The following is a 21,758-nucleotide window of genomic DNA, read 5'->3' as shown; positions in this document are numbered from 1 at the left end:
TTACGCCAGACGCGGGTTAACTTTTTCTGCATCGATGTTGAATTTGGTAATTGCTTCCGCAACCACTTTCTTATCGATTTCGCCACGTTTAGCCAGTTCGCCCAGTGCCGCTACTACCACGTAGGAAGCATCAACTTCGAAGTGGTGACGCAGGTTTTCACGGCTGTCAGAGCGGCCAAAGCCGTCGGTACCCAGTACGCGGTAATCATCAGCCGGTACATAAGTACGAACCTGCTCAGCAAACAGTTTCATATAGTCGGTGGAGGCTACCGCTGGCGCGTCGTTCATCACCTGAGCGATGTAAGGCACGCGTGGAGTTTCCATTGGGTGCAGCATGTTCCAACGCTCACAGTCCTGACCATCACGCGCCAGTTCAGTGAAGGAGGTTACGCTGTACACATCGGAGCCAACGCCGTAGTCGTTCGCCAGGATCTGCGCTGCTTCACGTACGTGACGCAGGATAGAACCGGAGCCCAGCAGCTGAACTTTACCTTTGCTACCTTCGATGGTTTCGAGTTTGTAGATACCTTTACGGATACCTTCCTCGGCACCTGCTGGCATTGCCGGCATGTGGTAGTTTTCGTTCAGCGTGGTGATGTAGTAGTAAACGTTCTCTTGTTTCTCACCGTACATGCGCTCCAGACCATCGTGCATGATGACCGCAACTTCGTACGCGTAAGATGGATCGTAAGAGATACAGTTCGGGATAGTCAGAGACTGAATATGGCTGTGACCATCTTCGTGCTGCAGACCTTCGCCGTTCAGCGTCGTACGACCGGAAGTACCACCTACCAGGAAGCCGCGAGCCTGCTGGTCGCCGGCCTGCCAGCACAGGTCACCGATACGCTGGAACCCGAACATGGAGTAGTAGATGTAGAACGGAATCATCGGCAGGTTGTTGGTGCTGTAAGAGGTCGCAGCCGCCAGCCAGGATGCACCAGCACCCAGTTCGTTGATACCTTCCTGCAGAATCTGGCCTTTCTCGTCTTCTTTGTAGTATGCAACCTGCTCGCGGTCCTGAGGGGTGTACTGCTGACCGTTCGGGCTGTAGATACCAATCTGACGGAACAGACCTTCCATACCAAAGGTACGCGCTTCATCGGCGATGATCGGCACGAGGCGGTCTTTGATGGATTTGTTCTTCAGCATCACGTTCAGAGCACGTACGAACGCGATAGTGGTAGAGATCTCTTTGTTCTGCTCTTCCAGCAGCGGGCCGAAATCTTCCAGGGTCGGCAGCTCAAGCTTCTCATCGAAGTTAGGCTGACGGCTTGGCAGGTAGCCGTGCAGTTTTTCACGCTGGGCGTGCAGATAGGTGTGTTCTTCAGAACCTTCCGGGAAGGTAATGTAAGACAGTTTTTCAACCTGCTCGTCGGTCACAGGAACGTTGAAACGGTCGCGGATATAGCGCACGCCGTCCATGTTCATTTTCTTAACCTGGTGAGCGATGTTTTTACCTTCAGCGGTGTCACCCATGCCGTAACCTTTAATGGTATGGGCGAGGATTACGGTTGCTTTGCCTTTGGTTTCCTGCGCTTTTTTCAATGCAGCGAAGACTTTCTTCGGATCGTGACCACCACGGTTCAGTGCCCAGATCTGCTCGTCAGTCCAGTCGGCAACCAGCGCTGCGGTTTCTGGATATTTACCGAAGAAGTGCTCACGTACGTAGGCGCCGTCTTTGGATTTGAAGGTCTGGTAGTCACCGTCAACGGTTTCGTTCATCAGCTGGATCAGTTTACCGCTGGTGTCTTTACGCAGCAGTTCATCCCAACGACCGCCCCAGATAACCTTGATAACGTTCCAGCCAGCACCCGCGAAGATACCTTCCAGTTCGTTAATGATTTTGCCATTACCGGTAACCGGGCCATCAAGACGCTGCAGGTTACAGTTGATAACAAAGACCAGGTTGTCCAGTTTTTCACGGGTCGCGATGGTGATCGCACCTTTAGATTCTGGCTCATCCATCTCGCCGTCGCCCAGGAAGGCATAAACGGTTTGTTTGGAGGTGTCTTTCAGACCACGGTGTTCCAGATATTTCAGGAACTTAGCCTGATAGATAGCACCGATTGGACCCAGACCCATAGAGACGGTCGGGAACTGCCAGAAGGTTGGCATCAGTTTCGGGTGCGGGTAAGAAGACAGACCTTTACCGTGAACTTCCTGACGGAAGTTGTTCATCTGCTCTTCGGTCAGACGACCTTCCAGGAACGCACGTGCGTAGACGCCCGGAGAGATGTGACCCTGGAAGTAAACCAGGTCGCCGCCATCCTGCTCGTTGCGCGCACGGAAGAAGTGGTTGAAGCACACTTCGTAGAAAGTCGCAGAAGACTGGAAGGAAGCCATGTGGCCGCCCAGCTCGAGGTCTTTTTTAGACGCACGCAGCACGGTCATGATGGCGTTCCAGCGGATAGCAGAACGAATACGACGCTCCAGCTCCAGATTGCCCGGGTATTCCGGTTCATCTTCAACGGCAATAGTGTTGACGTAACCGCTAGCACCTGCACCCGCAGCTACCTGAACGCCGCCTTTGCGGGCTTCAGAAAGCAGTTGGTCGATAAGATACTGAGCGCGCTCAACACCTTCTTCACGGATGACCGATTCGATCGCCTGTTGCCAGTCGCGAGTTTCGATCGGATCCACGTCATTGAGTAAACGTTCTGACATGGGTTATTCCTTATCTATCTAGTACGTTGATTTGTCTGGAACCTGTCCCATTGTGTTTTCGTGGGAAAGCACAATAAGACAGGTTCTGCGTTTAGTTGCCGCGCGCTAATGGCGCATTTCCACATTTCCCGGTCAAACGACTGCCGGAAAAAATATTAATCCTTTCGCTGCTGGAGACGACGTAACGAGCGCTCACGGCGGCTCTGTTCACGGCTTCTATCCAGCAAAATCTCTTCAATGAAGGCCAGGTGGCGGTGCGACGCTTCACGCGCCTGCTCGGGCTCGCCAGCCATAATCGCTTCAAAGATGCTTGTACGGTGGTCGCTGACCTGCGGGAGCATCTCCCGACGGGCGTACAGCAACTCAAAGTTTTGGCGAACGTTTTGCGCCAGCATAGGCTCCATACACCGTAGCAGATGCAGCAGTACTACGTTGTGGGCGGCTTCAGTGACCGCAATTTGATACTGGACGACGGCGTCAGATTCAGCGTCGAGGTCGCCCGACTGCTGAGCCCGTTCGATGGCCTGATGCAGCTCGCGAATGCGTACGCGATCTTCATCAGTGCTGCGCAGTGCCGCGTAATAAGCCGCGATACCTTCCAGCGCGTGACGGGTCTCAAGCAGATCAAATTGGGATTCAGGGTGATCGGACAGAAGCTCAACCAGCGGGTCGCTGAAGCTCTGCCATAGGCTGCTTTGAACAAAAGTCCCGCCGCCCTGGCGACGAAGCAGGAGCCCTTTGGCTTCGAGGCGCTGGATAGCCTCACGCAGCGAAGGGCGAGAAACGTCGAACTGTTTCGCCAGTTCACGTTCAGGTGGAAGTTTTTCGCCGGGGCGTAATGTCCCCTCAAGGATCAAAAACTCCAACTGCTGCTCAATCACATCGGATAGTTTTGGTTGGCGGATTTTGCTGTAGGCCATTGTTCCCTGTCTCTGCCATTAGCCCGGAGTCAATTGGTCTTACCAATTTCAAGTTCGTAGCGCTAAAGTAACAAAGTATTCACCTTATGTCCATACAGGTTTTGATTGAAATCAGTAAACCCGGCACTTTTTAACAACATTACAGAAATGATGTTTCAGAAATGTAACTTTGCACAAAAAATAACTTTACCCATAAAGAAGTACAGTTAACGAAATAAAAACAAAAATACGCAAACTGAACCGTTTCAATAAACCAATAAATGAATATAAATTCATTAAAATGCATTAAATACTCACTAAGTAGTCGATGTAATGCTTGCACGCTCTCGTGACAGCTGTCGGCTTTTTATCCAACCCGTCATCATCCCTTCATAAAGCAGGTGCATTCCGCCGCGCTTACCACTATTCTGCTGATGACGAAAGAGCCTTACCTCTTTTTAAGAAATGACTTTCGTAAACATAACAATACAGAAAACGGAATTTCTTAAGTACATACGCAAACAGCGTCACAATAATAACCACACACGAGGTTTCACAATGGAAGGTCAACAGCAAGGCGCACAGCTCAAGCGCGGCCTTAAGAACCGCCATATACAGCTGATCGCTCTGGGCGGCGCTATCGGCACAGGCCTGTTTCTCGGCAGCGCCTCCGTCATCCAGTCAGCGGGTCCAGGGATCATTCTGGGTTACGCTATCGCGGGCTTTATTGCCTTTATGATCATGCGCCAGCTTGGCGAAATGGTAGTTGAAGAGCCGGTAGCAGGCTCCTTCAGCCACTTTGCCTACAAGTACTGGGGCAACTTCGCCGGTTTCGCCTCGGGCTGGAACTACTGGGTACTGTACGTACTGGTTGCCATGGCGGAACTGACCGCCGTAGGGAAATACATCCAGTTCTGGTGGCCTGAGATCCCAACCTGGGTATCGGCGGCGGTCTTCTTTATCGCTATCAACCTCATCAACCTGAGCAACGTCAAAGTGTTCGGTGAAATGGAGTTCTGGTTCGCTATTATTAAAGTCATTGCCGTTATCGCGATGATCCTGTTCGGCGCATGGCTGCTGTTCAGCGACACCGCTGGCCCGCAGGCTACCGTGCGCAACCTGTGGGAACAGGGCGGCTTCCTGCCTCACGGCTGGACCGGCCTGGTGATGATGATGGCGATTATCATGTTCTCCTTCGGCGGCCTTGAGCTGGTCGGCATTACCGCTGCAGAAGCGGATAATCCTGAGCAGAGCATTCCTAAAGCCACCAACCAGGTTATCTACCGTATCCTGATTTTCTATGTGGGCTCGCTGGCGATACTGCTCTCTCTGATGCCGTGGACCCGCGTTACCGCAGACGTCAGTCCGTTCGTGCTTATCTTCCATGAACTGGGCGACTCGTTCGTGGCGAATGCCCTGAACATCGTGGTGCTGACCGCAGCGCTCTCCGTGTACAACAGTTGCGTATACTGCAACAGCCGTATGCTCTTCGGCCTGGCGCAGCAGGGCAACGCCCCGAAAGCGCTGCTGAGCGTGGATAAGCGCGGCGTACCGGTAAACACCATTCTGGTCTCCGCCGTTGTCACCGCACTGTGCGTCTTGATCAACTACCTGGCACCAGAGTCCGCATTCGGCCTGCTGATGGCGCTGGTCGTCTCCGCGCTGGTGATTAACTGGGCGATGATTAGTCTGGCACACATGAAGTTCCGTAAGGCCAAACAGCAGCAGGGCGTGACCACTCGCTTCCCGGCGCTGTTCTATCCGTTAGGGAACTGGATCTGCCTGATCTTCATGGCCGCGGTTCTGGTCATCATGGTGATGACGCCGGGTATGGCTATCTCCGTATGGCTGATTCCGGTGTGGATTGTCATTCTGGGCATTGGCTTTATGTTTAAACAGAAAAGCGCCAAAACCGTGAAAGCCCACTAAATACTCAACAAGCAGCCCGGCCGAACGAAGTGACGCCGGGACGCCCCCGGAGTCGGCGATAACGCACCTCGTCCGGGCTACGCGATTATGCACAGGCCTCTCCATACGGAGAGGCCTTCTTCCCTGATGTTACCCGCTTCACACTTTCCTCTGCGCAGCAATATTATCCATATCAACAACGTTATCCTGCTACGCATTTATCTCTTCCACAGCCAATAATCTTCTCCATACACCTCAAGAGAGATCTGGCGATGAACTCAAGTAAACTGTCAGTTAAAGAGAAGATTGGTTATGGCATGGGCGATGCGGGATGTAACATCATCTTCGGCGCTATCATGCTGTTCGTTAACTACTTTTATACCGATATTTTTGGTTTAGCCCCGGCCCTGGTCGGCGTGCTGTTACTGTCTATTCGCGTGATCGATGCCGTCACCGACCCGATTATGGGCGCAATGGCCGACCGTACGCGCAGTAAATACGGCCGCTTTCGTCCATGGCTGCTGTGGATAGCCTTCCCCTATGCGCTGTTCAGTGTGTTAATGTTCACCACGCCAGAATGGAGCTATAGCAGCAAAGTTATCTATGCCTTTGTCACCTACTTCCTGCTCTCGATAACCTATACCGCCATCAACATCCCTTACTGCTCGCTCGGTAGCGTTATCACTAACGACCCGAAAGAGCGCGTGGCCTGCCAGTCCTACCGCTTCGTGCTGGTCGGCATTGCCACCCTGCTGCTGTCGCTGACCCTCCTGCCAATGGCCGACTGGTTCGGTGGCGAGGACAAAGCCAAAGGCTACCAGATGGCGATGACCGTACTGGCGTTCATCGGCATGTGCATGTTCTTGTTCTGCTTTGCCACCGTGCGTGAACGCGTACGTCCGGCGGTACAGACCAACGATGAACTGAAACAAGATTTAAAAGACGTCTGGAAAAACGACCAGTGGGTACGCATTCTGCTGCTGACGCTGTGCAACGTCTGTCCGGGCTTCATTCGCATGGCCGCAACCATGTACTACGTTACCTGGGTAATGGGCGAAAGCACCCACTTCGCTACTATCTTTATTAGCCTTGGCGTCGTGGGTATGATGATTGGCAGCATGCTCGCGAAAGTCCTGACCGACCGCTGGTGCAAACTGCAGGTGTTCTTCTGGACTAACATCGCGCTGGCGATTTTCTCCATCGCGTTCTACTTCTTCGACCCACACGCCACCATGCTAATTGTGGTGCTCTACTTCCTGCTGAACGTGTTGCACCAGATCCCCTCCCCGCTGCACTGGTCGCTGATGGCGGACGTTGACGATTACGGCGAATGGAAAACGGGTAAACGTATTACCGGTATTAGCTTCTCCGGTAACCTGTTCTTCCTGAAAGTAGGCCTGGCCGTTGCGGGCGCCATGGTCGGCTTCCTGCTCTCCTGGTACGGTTATGATGCCGGTGCAAAAGCGCAGAGTGACACCACAATCAACGGAATCATGCTGCTGTTTACCGTTATCCCGGGCGTAGGCTACCTGATTACCGCAGGCGTAGTCCGCCTGCTGAAGGTAGACCGCAACCTGATGAAACAGATTCAGGAAGATCTGGAAAAACGCCGCACGAACTATCGCGAATTGAATGAATACCAGCAAGAATTGAAAACGACCGAACACGTAAGGAAAGCCTGATGAAGAACTGGCCGAATCCCTTTATTGAGCAGCGCGCAGACCCGTTTATCCTGCGCCATCAGGGAGAGTATTACTTTATTGCCTCCGTACCGGAATATGACCGACTGGAGATTCGCCGCGCCGATAGCCTGGACGGACTGCGAACGGCGACGCCAGTCGTCGTCTGGCGCAAACCAGAGACCGGGCCGATGAGCAATCTCATCTGGGCCCCCGAACTGCACGCGATCAATGGCAAATGGTATATCTACTTCGCCGCGGCGCACACCCAGGCGCTTGATAAACTAGGGATGTTTCAACACCGCATGTTCGCGCTTGAATGTAGCGATACCGATCCGTTAACCGGCACATGGGTAGAGAAAGGCCAGGTCAAAACGCCGTTTGATACCTTCTGTCTGGATGCCACCACTTTTCAGCACCAGGGCAAACAGTGGTATCTCTGGGCGCAGAAATCACCGGACATCGCCGGTAACTCCAACCTCTATCTGGCTGAGCTAGAAAACCCGTGGACCATTAAAGGCGAGCCGGTGCTGCTCAGTAAGCCGGAATTTGACTGGGAGTGCCGGGGTTTTCTGGTCAACGAAGGCCCCGCCGTGCTGGTACACGACGATCGCCTCTTTATCAGCTACTCCGCCAGTGCGACCGACGAAAACTACTGCATGGGCCTGCTGTGGATTGATAAAGATGCCGACATGACGGAGCCTGCCAACTGGCATAAATCCCCGCAGCCGGTCTTCACCACCAGCTATGAGAATCGCCAGTATGGGCCGGGGCATAACAGCTTTACGCAAACTCCCGAAGGGGAAGATGTGCTGGTCTATCACGCGAGGAATTATACGGAGATTGAAGGCGACCCGCTGTACGACCCGAATCGCCATACGCGCCTGAAGACCGTGCGCTGGAAAGAGGATGGGATGCCTGATTTCGGTATTCCACCAGCAGATACGCTTTAACCCTTTTGCCCGGTGGCACTGCGCTTACCGGGCCTACAATATCGTAGGCCAGATAAGCGCAGCGCCATCCGGCAACAAACTACACCAACGTCCCATAAATCGTCAGCAGCGCCATCACCACCACCACCGCATACGACGTCTTCTTCGCCATCGACACCGCCGCCTTTGGCGTTGCTACCTTATCCACGTGCGGCTCGCGCGCGAGCGAATACTGCGCCAGATGGGTCAGCACCTGATACTGCGAAGAATGGCGGTCTCCCAACGAGGCAAACCACGCTGGAAGCGCTTTTTCACCGTGACCAACCAGCGCGTAGACCACACCCACCAGGCGAACCGGAACCCAGTCCACCACGTGTAGAATGGCATCAATACCCGACTGCAAACGCTGATGCGGCGTCTGGTAACGCGCCAACCAGGACTGCCAGGAACGTAAGAATGCGTATCCAATCAGCGCGACCGGCCCCCATGAGCCGCCCACCACAAACCAGAAAAGCGGGGCCAGATAGTAGCGATAGTTAATCCACAGCAGCGCATTTTGCAGCTCACGCAGGAATTCACGCTCATCGCATCCCGCCGGTACCCCGTGGATCATCGTCAGCTCGCTGGCCATCGCTTCACGCGCATGGGCATCATCACGAGATGCCGCTTTAAGATACGCGTGATAGTGCATCCGCACGCGGCCTGCGCCAATACACAGCAGACCCAGCGCAATCCAGAACAATAATAATGGAACGTTAAACAGCACGCCTTCCAGCACACGCTGGATAATTCCCACGATCGCCATCGCAACGAGGGTCATCACCAGCGTTCCTGCCATGGAATAGTGCTTCACACGCCGGAACAGCGTCTCCAGACGGTGATCGAGCTGCCAGTGCTCGCCAAGCTTAAACAGCCGCTCCGCAAATAAAACCAGAAGTGTGGTAAACAGCGTCATGTCATCTCCTTATTCGACGGGGGTGACCAGGGCACGAAAACGGGACCAGTCAAACGCCGGGCCGGGGTCAGTTTTACGCACGGGCGCAATATCACAGTGGCCGGCCATATTGTCGGCAATCGCGGGATACTCGTGAATGAGCAACTGGGTTAACGCCGCCAGTTGCTGGTACTGTTCATCGGTATAGGCCAGCGTATCGGTACCTTCAAGCTCAATGCCGATAGAAAAATCATTGCAGCGCTCGCGGCCATGATAGGAGGAGACTCCAGCATGCCAGGCGCGCTTATCAAAAGGAACGTACTGCACAATTTCGCCATCCCGGCGAATCAAACAGTGGGCAGAAACGCGCAAATGGGCGATTTCGGCAAAGAATGGATCGGCATCAGGATCAATCGTGCCGGTAAACAGCGCGTCTATCCACGGGCCGCCAAACTGGCCAGGCGGCAGACTAATATTATGCACAACCAGCAGTGAAGGTGCTTCACCCTCCGGGCGGCCATCATGGTGTGGAGATGGCACGTGCCGAACGCCCACCAGCCAGCCCTTATCTAACTGCATTGAGGAACTCCTTATATACGGCTTATATATGGTTATGCCGGTCGGTTCAGAGTAGCATGTTTCAAACTTTCGCATCGTTACCAATTTGGAGCTTTATTATGCCGCCTCGCCGTTATAACTCAGACCATCGACGTGACGCGCTACTTGAACGTATCAACCTCGACATTCCCAACGCGGTCGCCCAGGCGCTGCGTGAAGACCTGGGAGGAGAAGTTGATGCCCATAATGATATTACCGCACAACTGCTGCCAGAAAACAGCCATTCACACGCCGTAGTTATCACCCGTGAAGACGGCGTATTTTGTGGCAAACGCTGGGTGGAAGAGGTCTTCATTCAGTTGGCTGGCGATGACGTGACCCTCACCTGGCACGTCGCCGACGGCGACGCGGTGAAAGCCGACCAGCCGCTTTTTGAAATCAACGGCCCTTCCCGCGTCCTGCTGACCGGTGAACGCACCGCGCTGAACTTCGTACAGACGCTCTCTGGTGTCGCCAGCGAAGTCCGCAAATATGTCGAACTGCTGGAAGGTACTCATACCCAACTGCTGGATACCCGCAAAACGCTGCCGGGCCTGCGCACCGCGCTGAAATATGCTGTATTGTGCGGCGGTGGCGCGAACCACCGTCTGGGGCTTTCTGACGCGTTTCTGATTAAAGAAAACCATATTATTGCCTCCGGTTCCGTACGTCAGGCGGTGGAAAAAGCTTTCTGGCTGCACCCGGATGTGCCGGTGGAAGTCGAAGTGGAAAGCCTTCAGGAACTCACGGAAGCGCTGAAAGCCGGAGCTGATATCATCATGCTCGATAACTTTGACACCGAGCAGATGCGCGAGGCGGTGAAAATTACTCAGGGTCAGGCACAGCTGGAAGTTTCCGGCAACGTCACCTTCGATACCATTCGCGAGTTTGCCGAAACCGGCGTGGACTATATCTCCGTCGGTGCGTTGACCAAACACGTCAGAGCCCTCGACCTCTCCATGCGTTTCCGCTAACGCCCTGCAAATGCCCTCCCACGCGAGGGCATTTTTTTCGATCCTGATTCCAGTTCCTCTCGGTTCCACTGCAACACCATCAAAAAACGTGGAATACGCTTTCCCATCTCAATTTCCACGCCTCGAACGCCATTCAGCGTTCTGACACAGTAGCCCCAGGATTCAACAAGGGGCATATCATGGAAAAACAACGGGGCTTCACGCTTATTGAACTGATGGTGGTTATCGGCATTATCGCCATTCTCAGCGCCATCGGCATACCGGCCTATCAGAACTACCTACGCAAAGCGGCACTCACCGACATGCTGCAAACCTTCGTTCCCTATCGCACGGCAGTAGAGCTTTGCGCGATCGACAGGGGCGGCGTAGATAACTGCGATGCGGGCAGCAACGGTATACCTTCTCCCACGACAACCCGCTATGTGTCGGGGATGAGCATTGCCAAAGGAACGGTCGCTCTTACCGGGCAGGAAAGTCTTAACGGACTAAGCGTCACGCTGGTCCCTGGATGGGATAATGCCAACGGCATTACCGGCTGGCAGCGAACCTGCGCTATCCAGAATGACAGCGCACTACAGCAGGCATGTGACGATGTCTTCCGTTTCGACGTGCAATAACGGGAGGCGCCATCATGAAGCATGAGCAGTTATCAACGCTGTGCCAGCGCCATCATGCCGTGCTGCTAAGTAACGACAAGGGAGAGCTGAACATCGCCGTCGTCGGTACGCCACCGGGCGAGCTTCTGGAAGCGCTACGCTTTGCGACCCAAAAGCGAGTCGATATTGAGTGCTGGGACCAGGAACGAATGGATAAGTATCTGGAACAAAGCGCACGGAAAGTGACTTACCCCGTACGTGAAGAGAATGACAGCGCGGTTGAGCGACTCGACCAGTTACTCAAGCAAGCCCTCTCGCAGCGGGCATCTGATATCCATTTTGAGCCAACGGAACACTATCTGCGTATTCGCTTACGCGTAGATGGCGTATTGCATGCGCTTCCAACCATACCGCTGTCGCTCATGACGCCGCTTATTGCACGGCTGAAAGTACTCGGTAACTTAGATATTGCCGAACGTCGGCTTCCACAGGATGGACAATTTACGGTGGATATCGCCGGGAAACCGCTCTCTTTTCGTATCTCAACGCTACCCTGTCGCTACGGCGAAAAAGTGGTCCTGCGTCTGCTACAAAAGGTTGAACAGGCGCTGGATCTCCAGCGCCTCGGCATGTCGTCAACGGCTCTGGCCCAACTGCAAACCGCCCTGAATCAGCCGCAGGGGTTACTCCTGGTGACCGGCCCAACGGGCAGCGGGAAAACCGTCACCCTCTACAGCGCATTGCAAACTCGTAACCATACCGACGTGAATATTTGCAGCGTGGAAGACCCTATCGAAATTCCATTGGATGGTCTCAACCAGACTCAGGTCAGCACCAGGAGTGGGTTGACGTTCCAGAGTATCCTGCGCTCTCTCTTACGTCAGGATCCGGATATCGTCATGGTGGGCGAAATCCGCGACGGCGAAACGGCTGAGATTGCTATCAAAGCGGCACAAACCGGGCATCTTGTGCTCTCAACGCTGCATACCAACTCGACGGTAGAAACATTAGTTCGGCTCGAGCAAATGGGGGTCGCACGCTGGATGGTCTCATCTGCGCTAATCATGGTTATCGCACAGCGGCTGGTGCGTAAGCTATGCCCGCACTGCCGCCAGAAAACGGCGGGCGAATCTGTGCTCCCCACCTCACTGTGGCCACGTCCATTGCCCCACTGGAAAACACCCGGTTGCCCGCACTGCTACCACGGCTACCAGGGGCGGCTTGCACTATTTGAAGTTCTGCCTGTCACGACACCCATTCGTCAGGTCATTGCAAATGGCGGCTCCCCATCAGACCTCATGCAACACGCCAGGCTTGCTGGAATGAACACCCTCTTTGAAAGCGGCTGCTTGGCCGTCGAACAGGGATTAACGACCCAGGAAGAACTATTCCGCGTACTTGGAATGCCGAAAGATGAGTGAGCAACTCTGGTACTGGAACGGCTTAACGACTGAAGGAGAAACGCTAAGCGGCACGCTGTGGGCTGCGCATCGACCCGCAGCCTTGATGGCCCTGGAGCGTCAACACCTCACCGTCACTACGCTCAAACGCCACGCGGTCAATACGGCATTATGGCAGGCGCAGCACAGCTGCGCGGTTATCAGCCAACTGGCCACGTTACTGCAAGCAGGGCTCCCCCTTGCCGAGGGGCTGGCCCTGCTCGCGGAACAACACCCGTCTGTGCAATGGCGCGCGCTGTTGGGCGCGCTTGCCGAGCGGCTAGCACAGGGCATTTCACTTTCAGAAGGCCTACAGCAGTGGCCTCATGCATTTCCCCCGCTCTATCTGGCAATGATTCGCACTGGCGAAATCACCGGTAAACTAGAGCACTGCTGCTTTGAGCTTGCCCGCCAGCAGAAGGCGGAGCTTCTGCTAAGAGCAAAAGTAAAAAAGGCCCTGCGCTACCCACTGGTTATTCTGGCGTTGGCGATAGTAGTTGTCATGGCGATGGTCGGCTTTGTCCTACCCGAATTCACCGCTATCTATCGCACCTTTAACACCCCGCTTCCCACCCTGACACTCGCCGTCATGGCAACGGCTGCATTTATTGAACAGTGGTTTTTACTCCTGTTAGCGTTCTTACTGGCGCCTGTAGGCGTGAGCATGGCACTGCGTCGCCACCCTCCCTGGCAGTATGCTCATCAGAAGATACTCTTATCGCTGCCGGTATTGGGCACGCTGGTACACAGACAAAGACTCAGCCAAATCTTCACCGTGCTGACGCTCACGCAACGCGCGGGCATTGCTTTCCTGCAAGGGCTAGAAACCGTTGAAGAGACGCTAAGCTGCTCGTGGTGGCAAAGTATTGTGGTCAATATTCACCAGGACATCACGCAAGGCAGTGCTATCTGGCAGGCTATGGCAAACAGCCACGCCTTTACACCATTGTGCATACAGTTGGTGAGAACGGGTGAGGCTTCTGGCGCACTGGATAACATGCTGGAGAATCTGGCTCGCCACCATCACGAGCACACGCAGAATTTAGCCGAGAATTTAACTGCGCTACTGGAGCCTGTGCTGTTGATTGTGACCGGGGCGATTATCGGAACGCTGGTGGTCGCAATGTACCTGCCCATCTTTCATCTGGGCGATGCCATCAGCGGCGGGATGGGATAACGCTGGCGCAGGGTGCGCCAGCGTGAGCGAATTACAGGCTATTGAACACGCGGTTCTCTTGTTCCTGTACGCGGATAAAGGTCGTACGTTTGGTCAACTCTTTTAAGCGCGATGCCCCAACGTAGGTGCAGGCAGAGCGCAGGCCGCCAAGAATATCGCGCGCGGTGTTATCAACCGGGCCGCGCAGCGGCAGCTTAACGGTTTTACCTTCGGCCGCACGGTACTGAGCAACGCCGCCAACGTGACGCTTCATCGCGGACTCAGAGCTCATGCCGTAGAACAGCATGAATTTTTCGCCATTTTCTTCTACTACGGTACCGCCGCTTTCATCATGACCGGCCAGCATACCGCCAAGCATCACGAAGTCTGCGCCGCCGCCGAAAGCTTTCGCCACGTCGCCCGGCATGGTGCAGCCGCCGTCGCTGACAATCTGACCACCGAGGCCATGGGCTGCATCGGCACATTCGATAACCGCAGAAAGCTGCGGATAGCCCACACCGGTTTTCACGCGGGTAGTACAAACGGAGCCCGGGCCGATACCGACTTTCACGATATCTGCGCCAGACAGAATCAGCTCTTCACACATTTCACCCGTCACCACGTTGCCTGCGCAGATGGTTTTGGTCGGCCAGGCTTCACGCGCTTTTGCCACGAACTGAACGAAGTGCTCGGAGTAACCATTCGCAACATCAATGCATACGAAGTTGAGTGATGGATGCAGCTTCAGGATCTGCTGCGTTTTTTCAAAATCGGCATCGGAAGTACCGGTCGATACCATCACGTGGCGCAGAACATCTTCAGACTCGGCCTGAACAAACGCGCTCCACTGTTCAACGGTGTAGTGCTTGTGTACGGCGGTGAGGATATCGAAAGAGGCCAGTGCTTTTGCCATCCCGAAAGTGCCCACGGAGTCCATATTCGCAGCAATGATCGGCACGCCAGACCAGCGTTGTCCTGAATGTTTAAAGGTGAATTCGCGTTCCAGTTCAACATCGGAACGGCTTTTAAGTGTAGAGCGTTTAGGGCGGATAAGAACGTCTTTGAAACCTAACTTCAGATCTTCTTCGATACGCATGTGCGAATTCCTGGGGTTAATGGCAATTAAATTGAGAGCACAACTCCAGTAATGCAATCATACGCACTAATCAGGTCTTCGCAAGACTGCGAATTTCAGTTTTTTTAAGCTACAATCCCATAAATTTACCTGGCGAATAGTACCTTGCAACATTCATGCATAAGCACATGTTCGCTTATTTTTTAATCATTTGATTTTCATAGTAAAAATTCAGGGTTAAGCGGTATGACTTACACAGTAGCGTTAACGGGCGGCATCGGTAGCGGCAAGAGCACGGTCGCAGATGCATTTTTTCGCCTGGGTATTAACGTTATTGATGCCGATATTCTCGCCCGTCAGGTGGTCGAACCCGGTACACCAGCGCTGTCTGCCATTGCTGAACATTTCGGCTCATCCGTTCTGAACGAGGACGGCACGCTAAACCGCCGCGTGCTGCGCGAACACATTTTCGCTCACCCCGATGAAAAAGCCTGGCTAAACGCCCTATTACATCCCCTCATCCAGCAAGAAACGCAGCGCCAGCTACAGCAGGCTACCTCGCCTTATGTACTCTGGGTTGTGCCTCTGCTGGTGGAAAATAAACTCTATCAACGGGCCAATCGCGTACTGGTCGTTGATGTCTCGCGCGAAACCCAGCTTCTTCGAACCATGCAGCGCGACCAGGTGTCACGAGAGCATGCGGAAAATATCCTTGCTGCCCAGGCCACTCGCGAAGCGCGTCTGGCGGTAGCTGATGACGTCATTAATAACAACGGCGCACCAGATGCAATTGCATCGGATGTCGCCCGCCTTCACGCGCTCTATCTGGAGCTCGCGGCGCAGGCTGTATCACAGGAAAAATCGTAATGCACACCCACATCCTTTTTGAGCATCCCTTGAATGAAAAAATGCGTACCTGGCTGCGTATTGAATTTCTGACGGAGCAATTGAATGCCAATTTACCTATCAGGGATCACGCCAGCGCGCTGCACTTTTTTCGCAATGTAGGGGATTTAATGGATGTGTTTGAGCGCGGTGATATTCGCACCGAACTGCTCAAAGAACTGGAACGCCAGCAGAGAAAACTCAACGCCTGGAGCGACGTAGAAGGCGTAGACCTGACCCGTATTGAAGCGTTACGCCAGCAGTTAAAAAACAGCAGCAGCATCCTGATGGCCGCACCGCGCGTTGGACAGTTCCTGCGTGAAGACCGCCTGATTGCGCTGGTTCGTCAACGTCTGAGCATTCCCGGCGGCTGCTGCAGCTTCGATCTGCCTACGCTGCATATCTGGCTGCACTCAAAGCAGCATCAGCGCGATGCGCAGGTTGATGCCTGGCTGGAAAGCCTGGCGCCGTTGAACCAGGCGCTGTCGCTGATCCTCGATCTGGTGCGTAATTCCGCACAGTTCCGCAAGCAAACCAGCCTCAACGGTTTCTATCAGGATAATGGTGAAGATGCCGATCTGCTGCGCCTGAAGCTTGAGCTCACCTCACAGCTATACCCGCAGATCTCCGGGCACAAGAGCCGCTTTGCCATCCGCTTTATGCCGCTGGATAGCGAGCACGGCCTCGTGCCAGAGCGCCTGGATTTTGAACTGGCCTGCTGCTAAGGAGAGACCATGTCTGACGTAACGACAGTAAACTGCCCAACCTGCAACAAACCGGTTATCTGGGGCGAACAGAGCCCGTATCGCCCGTTCTGCTCCAAGCGCTGCCAGCTGATTGACCTCGGCGAATGGGCAGCAGAAGAGAAACGCATTCCAAGCAGTGGCGACCTCTCCGAGAGCGACGACTGGAGCGAAGAGCAGCAGTAAACCAGAGGGTAGGCCGGATAAGGCAAAGCCGCCATCCGGCAACCTACCTCACCGCGCCTGATGGCACTCCGCTTATCAGGCCTACCCCGCGACAAATCTTACTCTGCAATCAGCTTTTCAATCACCGGTACGTTCGCAGGCGGAAACTCTTCTGCCACTAAATCCTGCTGCGCCACCCAGCGTCCCGGCTGCCCTTCTTTACCCCACGGCTCACCTTCCCAGCCGTCTACCAACCAGAACCACAGCGTGATATGGCGGTCGGGGAACTGATATTCCAGCTTATCAAACGGATGCAGCGACGTAGCAGTGATGCCGACCTCTTCCTGCAGCTCGCGGATCACCGCCTCCTCAGGCGTTTCACCCGCTTCAATTTTCCCGCCGGGAAACTCCCATTTATGGGCCATATGCGAGTCGGCAGCGCGCTGGGTAATGTAAATCTCACCGGTGGCATTGCGAATGATGCCAACGGATATTTGCAGTATTTTCATATTGTCTTATCCATAAAAAAGGCGCAGTAATCTGCGCCTTTTGTCTTCTTATCGTACCCTTAGCTCAGACGGCCGTGGCACTGTTTGTATTTTTTACCTGAACCACAAGGGCACGGATCGTTACGACCGACTTTACGGTCGCCGGTTTGCGCGGCCAGATCTTCCGCGACGGATTCGTCATCGCTCTTATGGCTCAGTTGCTGCATCTGCGCCAGACGCTCAGCTTCCTGACGGCGCTGCTGTTCCATCTCTTCAACTTCTTCCGGCATACGCACCTGAACCTTGCTCAGGGTGCTGATCACTTCATACTTCAGTGACTCCAGCATCGCAGCAAACATGGCGAAGGATTCACGCTTGTATTCCTGTTTTGGATCTTTCTGCGCATAGCCGCGCAGGTGGATACCCTGACGCAGGTAGTCCATCGCCGCCAGGTGCTCTTTCCACAGAGAATCGAGCGTCTGCAGCATCACGCCTTTCTCGAAGTGACGCATCATTTCGGTGCCAACCACTTCTTCTTTACGCTGATAAACTTCTACAGCGCTTGTCAGGATGCGCTCACGCAGCGTCTCTTCGTGCAGCTCAGGCTCTTTGTCCAGCCACTCGGAGATAGGCAGGTCGAGGTCGAAGTCGTTTTTCAGACGTTCCTGCAAGCCAGGGATATCCCACATTTCTTCCAGAGACTGTGGCGGAATGTGCGCGTCAATGGTCGCTTTGAAGACATCTTCACGGATGCTGTTGATGGTTTCACTAACGTCTGACACGTCCAGCAGTTCGTTACGCTGGGTGTAGATTGCGCGACGCTGGTCGTTGGCAACGTCATCATATTCCAGCAGCTGCTTACGAATATCGAAGTTGCGGCTTTCTACTTTACGCTGTGCGTTGGCAATCGCTTTGGTCACCCATGGGTGCTCGATAGCTTCGCCAGGCTTCATCCCCAGCTTACGCATCATGCCGGACACGCGGTCAGAGGCAAAGATACGCATCAGGGCATCTTCCATAGACAGGTAGAAACGAGAAGAACCCGCGTCGCCCTGACGACCGGAACGACCGCGCAGCTGGTTATCGATACGACGAGATTCGTGACGTTCAGTACCAATGATGTGCAGACCGCCAGCCGCCAGAACGGCGTCGTGGCGAACCTGCCAATCGGCTTTGATCTGAGCAATTTGTTCTGGGGTTGGATCTTCCAGCTGTGCAACTTCCGCCTGCCAGCTACCGCCCAGCATAATATCGGTACCACGACCCGCCATGTTGGTAGCGATGGTCACGGCACCAGGGTAACCCGCCTGAGCAACGATATCCGCTTCGCTGGCGTGGAACTTGGCGTTCAGCACGTTGTGCTTGATGCCCGCTTTGGTCAGCTCATGGGAAACCACTTCAGATTTTTCGATAGAGATAGTACCGACCAGCACCGGTTGGCCTGCCGCAGTACGCTCTTTAATATCTTCAATGATCGCCTGAATTTTTTCCGCTTCGGTCATGTAGACCAGATCCGGCATATCTTTACGGATCATCGGACGGTTAGTTGGCACCACCACGGTATCCAGCTTGTAAATGGAGCTGAATTCGAAGGCTTCGGTGTCCGCCGTACCGGTCATACCGGCCAGCTTTTCGTACAGACGGAAGTAGTTCTGGAAGGTGATAGATGCCAGGGTCTGGTTTTCGTTCTGGATCTCAACGCCTTCTTTTGCTTCCACGGCCTGATGCAGACCATCGGACCAGCGACGGCCCTGCATGGTACGACCGGTGTGCTCATCGACGATGATAACTTCGCCATCTTTGACGATGTAGTCAACGTCGCGGGTGAACAGCACGTGGGCACGCAGCGCAGCGGTAACATGGTGCATCAACATGATGTTAGCCGGAGAGTACAGGGACTCGCCTTCTTCCATAATACCTTCCTGCACCAGCAGTTCTTCAATCAGCACCAGACCACGTTCGGTCAGGGTTACCTGGCGAGATTTCTCATCAACGGAGAAGTGACCTTCACCCTGGAAGGTGTCGGAATCTTCCTTCTCCTGGCGCACCAGGTGAGGGATGATTTTGTTCACTTTTTTGTACATTTCGGAGCTGTCTTCCGCCGGACCGGAGATGATAAGCGGCGTACGCGCTTCATCGATCAGGATGGAGTCCACTTCATCGACCAGCGCATAGTGTAGCTTACGCTGTACGCGTTCTTCCGGGCTGAATGCCATGTTGTCGCGCAGGTAGTCAAAACCGTATTCGTTATTGGTACCGTAAGTGATATCAGCGTTATAGGCTTCGCGCTTAGCAGGAGCCGGCAGGCCGGACATGTTGATACCCACGGTCATGCCAAGGAATTCGAACAGCGGGCGGTTGTTTTCGGCATCACGCTGTGCCAGATAGTCGTTGACGGTAACCACGTGCACGCCTTTACCGGACAGCGCGTTCAGGTAAGCTGGCAGCGTTGCGGTCAGGGTTTTACCTTCACCGGTACGCATTTCCGCGATGCAACGGTCGTTCAGTACCATGCCACCGAGCAGCTGTACGTCAAAGTGACGCATGCCGAATACACGTTTACTCGCTTCGCGGACAACGGCGAACGCTTCCGGGATCAGGCTTTCAACGGACTCGCCTTTCTCAATGCGCGCGCGGAACTCGTTGGTTTTCGCTTTCAGCTCGTCGTCGGAGAGTTTTTCCATCTCCGGTTCCATCGCATTGATGATGCCTACAGCTTTACGCATACGGCGCAGGGTACGGTCGTTACGACTACCAAAAACTTTGGTCAATAATTTGATTAACATAATAAAATCTCAAACGCCCCGACATTTCGGAGTCAGAAAAATAAAGGATAAAAAACGGTTATTTTTAGACGAGGCGCTGCGGCCCGGCGCGGATACCCTGCACCTGGCTTATCCAGGCGGGAATGCTAAAAGCGTGAGGGGGTAATGCAGGTAAAATGACAGCCTGAGCGATTACCGCTGGCGGCTGGCTTTCAACGTTCAGTAACGCATTTAGCGTGTCGAGTAGAGCCAGATGCTGTGCGGCCTGAAGCGGCGACGCAGGCTCGGCAACCGGTGACGCGGTAGGCGCCATGGCAAAAGAGAGGTGGCGAATAACCGTGCGAATGGCATGCTGATGCCAGTAATCCACGTTGAATGAAGGGCGACGGTTGTTCTCCAGACGCGCCAACTGCGTGAAATCAATTTTCTGCGACGGATGATGGTTACTGCTCGTCTCACGGGCTGGAGAAGCAAGCTCAGTATTACTCGCAAGCGCAGGCAGGCCAAAACTAGCAGCAACCATCCCCAACAGGAGATGCGGCCAGAAGTAGCGTCTACCAAACTGTCGCCAACGCGTCAGCATTCCACTCACGTAATATTCCACCTTCGGTTTAAGCACCGTTATTCTATTTTCGCGCCAAGATATTACCATTAATGCGGCGTTGCAGCAGCAGGAATGACGAAATCATCACCGAAAAACAGGTTAAGAAAGCAGCGGTTGCACAGGCGTGTGATCTTTACAAAGACACTGAGGACAGGAAAGGAAAATTCTGAGCGCTAAAAAGAAAAAACGACTGGTTCCCTGACCGGAGAGAGTGCCAGGTTGCCAGTCGAATTTACGCGGTGGTCAGGCTTATGCCAGAACCATCGAAGGTGCTTTGAACGCCAGCGGCAGTTCTGCGTCGTCCTGGAAGGTCACGAATTCCCAAGCTTCCTGTTTTGCCAGGACCGCTTGCAGAAGTTTGTTATTCAGCGCATGACCGGATTTATACGCGGTAAATGCACCAATAATGTTGTGACCACACATGAACAAGTCACCGATAGCATCCAGCATTTTATGACGAACGAATTCATCTTCAAAACGCAGGCCGTCTTCGTTCAGTACGCGATAATCGTCAACAACGATGGCACAATCGAAGCTGCCGCCCAGGCACAGGCCACGGGACTGCAGATATTCGATATCACGCATGAAACCGAAAGTACGGGCACGGCTGATCTGGCGCATGAACGCGTCTGCAGAGAAGTTCATTGCATAACGCTGCGTGCTGGAGTCAATCGCCGGGTGGTTAAAGTCGATGGTAAAATCCAACGAGAAACCATTGTACGGTTTGAATTCAGCCCACTTATCGCCATCTTCAACGCGAACGGTGTCTTTAATACGGACGAATTTCTTCGCGCAGTTCAGTTCATCGATGCCGGCATCCAGCAACAGATAAACGAATGGCGCAGCACTACCGTCCATAATCGGGATTTCTGGCGCATCGACTTCAACAACGATGTTGTCGATACCCAGGCCCGCCAGCGCGGCGTTGAGGTGCTCTACGGTAGAAATCCGCACGTCATGCTCGTTGACCAGGCAAGTACAGAGCATAGTATCACGCACAGATTTGGCATCGGCCGGGAAATCTACCGGAGGATTCAAGTCGGTGCGACGATAGATGACCCCGGTATTTGCCGGCGCAGGGCGTAACGTCAGTGTGACCTTTTTGCCGGTGTGTAAACCGACGCCAGTCGCCTGAACGATACGTTTAAGAGTCCTTTGTTTGATCATCGTATAATCTCGCCAAATTAACTATCCAACCGAAGTGTATATCACATTCGGTGGGCCAGTTTAGCACAAAGAGCGCAGATTCCCAAAT

Annotated in this window: 18 protein-coding genes and 1 pseudogene; 10 read left to right on the top strand and 9 right to left on the bottom strand. The window is 53.9% G+C overall.

Annotated elements, in window-relative coordinates; all coding sequences use genetic code 11:
* Nucleotides 1-2,664 carry a pyruvate dehydrogenase (acetyl-transferring), homodimeric type gene (aceE, locus tag ACH1XZ_RS16610; RefSeq protein WP_185668513.1) on the bottom strand — a complete coding sequence of 888 codons (2,664 nt, stop codon included), beginning with the start codon at nucleotides 2,662-2,664 and terminating at the stop codon, nucleotides 1-3.
* Nucleotides 2,665-2,819: 155 nt separating this feature from the next.
* A complete protein-coding gene (pdhR, locus tag ACH1XZ_RS16605) occupies nucleotides 2,820-3,584 on the bottom strand; it encodes a pyruvate dehydrogenase complex transcriptional repressor PdhR (protein ID WP_333499111.1) in 765 nt (254 codons plus the stop codon).
* A gap of 537 nt (nucleotides 3,585-4,121) precedes the next feature.
* On the opposite strand from pdhR, the gene aroP reads away from it, so the two are divergent.
* From aroP to ACH1XZ_RS16590, 3 genes are all read left to right on the top strand, one after another.
* Nucleotides 4,122-5,492 carry an aromatic amino acid transporter AroP gene (aroP, locus tag ACH1XZ_RS16600; RefSeq protein ID WP_395596448.1) on the top strand — a complete coding sequence of 457 codons (1,371 nt, stop codon included), beginning with the start codon at nucleotides 4,122-4,124 and terminating at the stop codon, nucleotides 5,490-5,492.
* A 251-nt stretch (nucleotides 5,493-5,743) separates the two neighbouring features.
* A complete protein-coding gene (locus ACH1XZ_RS16595; RefSeq protein ID WP_395596447.1) occupies nucleotides 5,744-7,153 on the top strand; it encodes a glycoside-pentoside-hexuronide (GPH):cation symporter in 1,410 nt (469 codons plus the stop codon).
* Nucleotides 7,153-8,103, top strand: coding sequence for a glycoside hydrolase family 43 protein (locus ACH1XZ_RS16590; RefSeq protein WP_395596446.1), 951 nt, complete (start codon nucleotides 7,153-7,155; stop codon nucleotides 8,101-8,103). The genes ACH1XZ_RS16595 and ACH1XZ_RS16590 overlap by 1 nt, the downstream gene beginning before the upstream one ends.
* A gap of 79 nt (nucleotides 8,104-8,182) precedes the next feature.
* Here the strand turns inward: ACH1XZ_RS16590 and ampE are convergent, their stop codons facing one another.
* A complete protein-coding gene (ampE, locus tag ACH1XZ_RS16585; protein WP_395596445.1) occupies nucleotides 8,183-9,037 on the bottom strand; it encodes a beta-lactamase regulator AmpE in 855 nt (284 codons plus the stop codon).
* Nucleotides 9,034-9,595, bottom strand: a pseudogene (gene ampD / locus ACH1XZ_RS16580) (1,6-anhydro-N-acetylmuramyl-L-alanine amidase AmpD). Before ampD ends, ampE begins: the two are co-directional and overlap by 4 nt.
* A 98-nt stretch (nucleotides 9,596-9,693) precedes the next feature.
* On the opposite strand from ampD, the gene nadC reads away from it, so the two are divergent.
* From nadC to hofC, 4 genes are all read left to right on the top strand, one after another.
* Nucleotides 9,694-10,587, top strand: coding sequence for a carboxylating nicotinate-nucleotide diphosphorylase (gene nadC, locus ACH1XZ_RS16575; RefSeq protein WP_395596444.1), 894 nt, complete (start codon nucleotides 9,694-9,696; stop codon nucleotides 10,585-10,587).
* 179 nt (nucleotides 10,588-10,766) lie between these two features.
* Complete coding sequence (gene ppdD, locus ACH1XZ_RS16570; RefSeq protein WP_395596443.1) at nucleotides 10,767-11,204, top strand: prepilin peptidase-dependent pilin; 438 nt, start codon at nucleotides 10,767-10,769, stop codon at nucleotides 11,202-11,204.
* Between the two features lie 14 nt (nucleotides 11,205-11,218).
* Nucleotides 11,219-12,604, top strand: coding sequence for a type II secretion system protein GspE (gspE, locus tag ACH1XZ_RS16565; protein ID WP_395596442.1), 1,386 nt, complete (start codon nucleotides 11,219-11,221; stop codon nucleotides 12,602-12,604).
* Nucleotides 12,597-13,799: a protein transport protein HofC gene (hofC, locus tag ACH1XZ_RS16560; RefSeq protein WP_395596441.1), complete on the top strand. Its 1,203-nt coding sequence runs from the start codon at nucleotides 12,597-12,599 to the stop codon at nucleotides 13,797-13,799. The genes gspE and hofC overlap by 8 nt, the downstream gene beginning before the upstream one ends.
* Before the next feature lie 31 nt (nucleotides 13,800-13,830).
* Here the strand turns inward: hofC and ACH1XZ_RS16555 are convergent, their stop codons facing one another.
* Complete coding sequence (locus ACH1XZ_RS16555; RefSeq protein WP_395596440.1) at nucleotides 13,831-14,874, bottom strand: GMP reductase; 1,044 nt, start codon at nucleotides 14,872-14,874, stop codon at nucleotides 13,831-13,833.
* A 225-nt stretch (nucleotides 14,875-15,099) separates the two neighbouring features.
* Between ACH1XZ_RS16555 and coaE the strand changes: the two genes are divergently transcribed.
* Genes coaE through yacG form a run of 3 tightly spaced genes read left to right on the top strand, consistent with a single transcriptional unit; the run spans nucleotide 15,100 to nucleotide 16,667 of the window.
* On the top strand, nucleotides 15,100-15,720 hold the full coding sequence (gene coaE, locus ACH1XZ_RS16550) for a dephospho-CoA kinase (protein ID WP_395596439.1): 621 nt from the start codon (nucleotides 15,100-15,102) through the stop codon (nucleotides 15,718-15,720).
* On the top strand, nucleotides 15,720-16,463 hold the full coding sequence (gene zapD, locus ACH1XZ_RS16545; RefSeq protein ID WP_395596438.1) for a cell division protein ZapD: 744 nt from the start codon (nucleotides 15,720-15,722) through the stop codon (nucleotides 16,461-16,463). Before coaE ends, zapD begins: the two co-directional genes overlap by 1 nt.
* A gap of 9 nt (nucleotides 16,464-16,472) precedes the next feature.
* The gene (gene yacG, locus ACH1XZ_RS16540) at nucleotides 16,473-16,667 is read left to right on the top strand and encodes a DNA gyrase inhibitor YacG (protein WP_035893052.1); all 195 of its coding nucleotides are present in this window, start codon (nucleotides 16,473-16,475) and stop codon (nucleotides 16,665-16,667) included.
* A gap of 98 nt (nucleotides 16,668-16,765) precedes the next feature.
* Here the strand turns inward: yacG and mutT are convergent, their stop codons facing one another.
* The 4 genes from mutT to lpxC form a co-directional block, all read right to left on the bottom strand.
* The gene (mutT, locus tag ACH1XZ_RS16535; RefSeq protein WP_395596437.1) at nucleotides 16,766-17,155 is read right to left on the bottom strand and encodes an 8-oxo-dGTP diphosphatase MutT; all 390 of its coding nucleotides are present in this window, start codon (nucleotides 17,153-17,155) and stop codon (nucleotides 16,766-16,768) included.
* A gap of 59 nt (nucleotides 17,156-17,214) precedes the next feature.
* A complete protein-coding gene (gene secA, locus ACH1XZ_RS16530) occupies nucleotides 17,215-19,920 on the bottom strand; it encodes a preprotein translocase subunit SecA (protein WP_395596436.1) in 2,706 nt (901 codons plus the stop codon).
* 64 nt (nucleotides 19,921-19,984) lie between these two features.
* Nucleotides 19,985-20,491: a secA translation cis-regulator SecM gene (secM, locus tag ACH1XZ_RS16525; protein WP_395596435.1), complete on the bottom strand. Its 507-nt coding sequence runs from the start codon at nucleotides 20,489-20,491 to the stop codon at nucleotides 19,985-19,987.
* Nucleotides 20,492-20,752: 261 nt separating this feature from the next.
* The gene (gene lpxC, locus ACH1XZ_RS16520; RefSeq protein ID WP_185668542.1) at nucleotides 20,753-21,670 is read right to left on the bottom strand and encodes a UDP-3-O-acyl-N-acetylglucosamine deacetylase; all 918 of its coding nucleotides are present in this window, start codon (nucleotides 21,668-21,670) and stop codon (nucleotides 20,753-20,755) included.
* Between the last annotated feature and the right edge of the window lie 88 nt (nucleotides 21,671-21,758).

It is taken from the genome of Kluyvera chengduensis, from assembly GCF_044197065.1.
GTDB lineage: Bacteria > Pseudomonadota > Gammaproteobacteria > Enterobacterales > Enterobacteriaceae > Kluyvera > Kluyvera ascorbata_C.
Note: the sequence above shows the minus strand (reverse complement) of the source record. Positions and strands in the feature narration are given on the sequence as shown.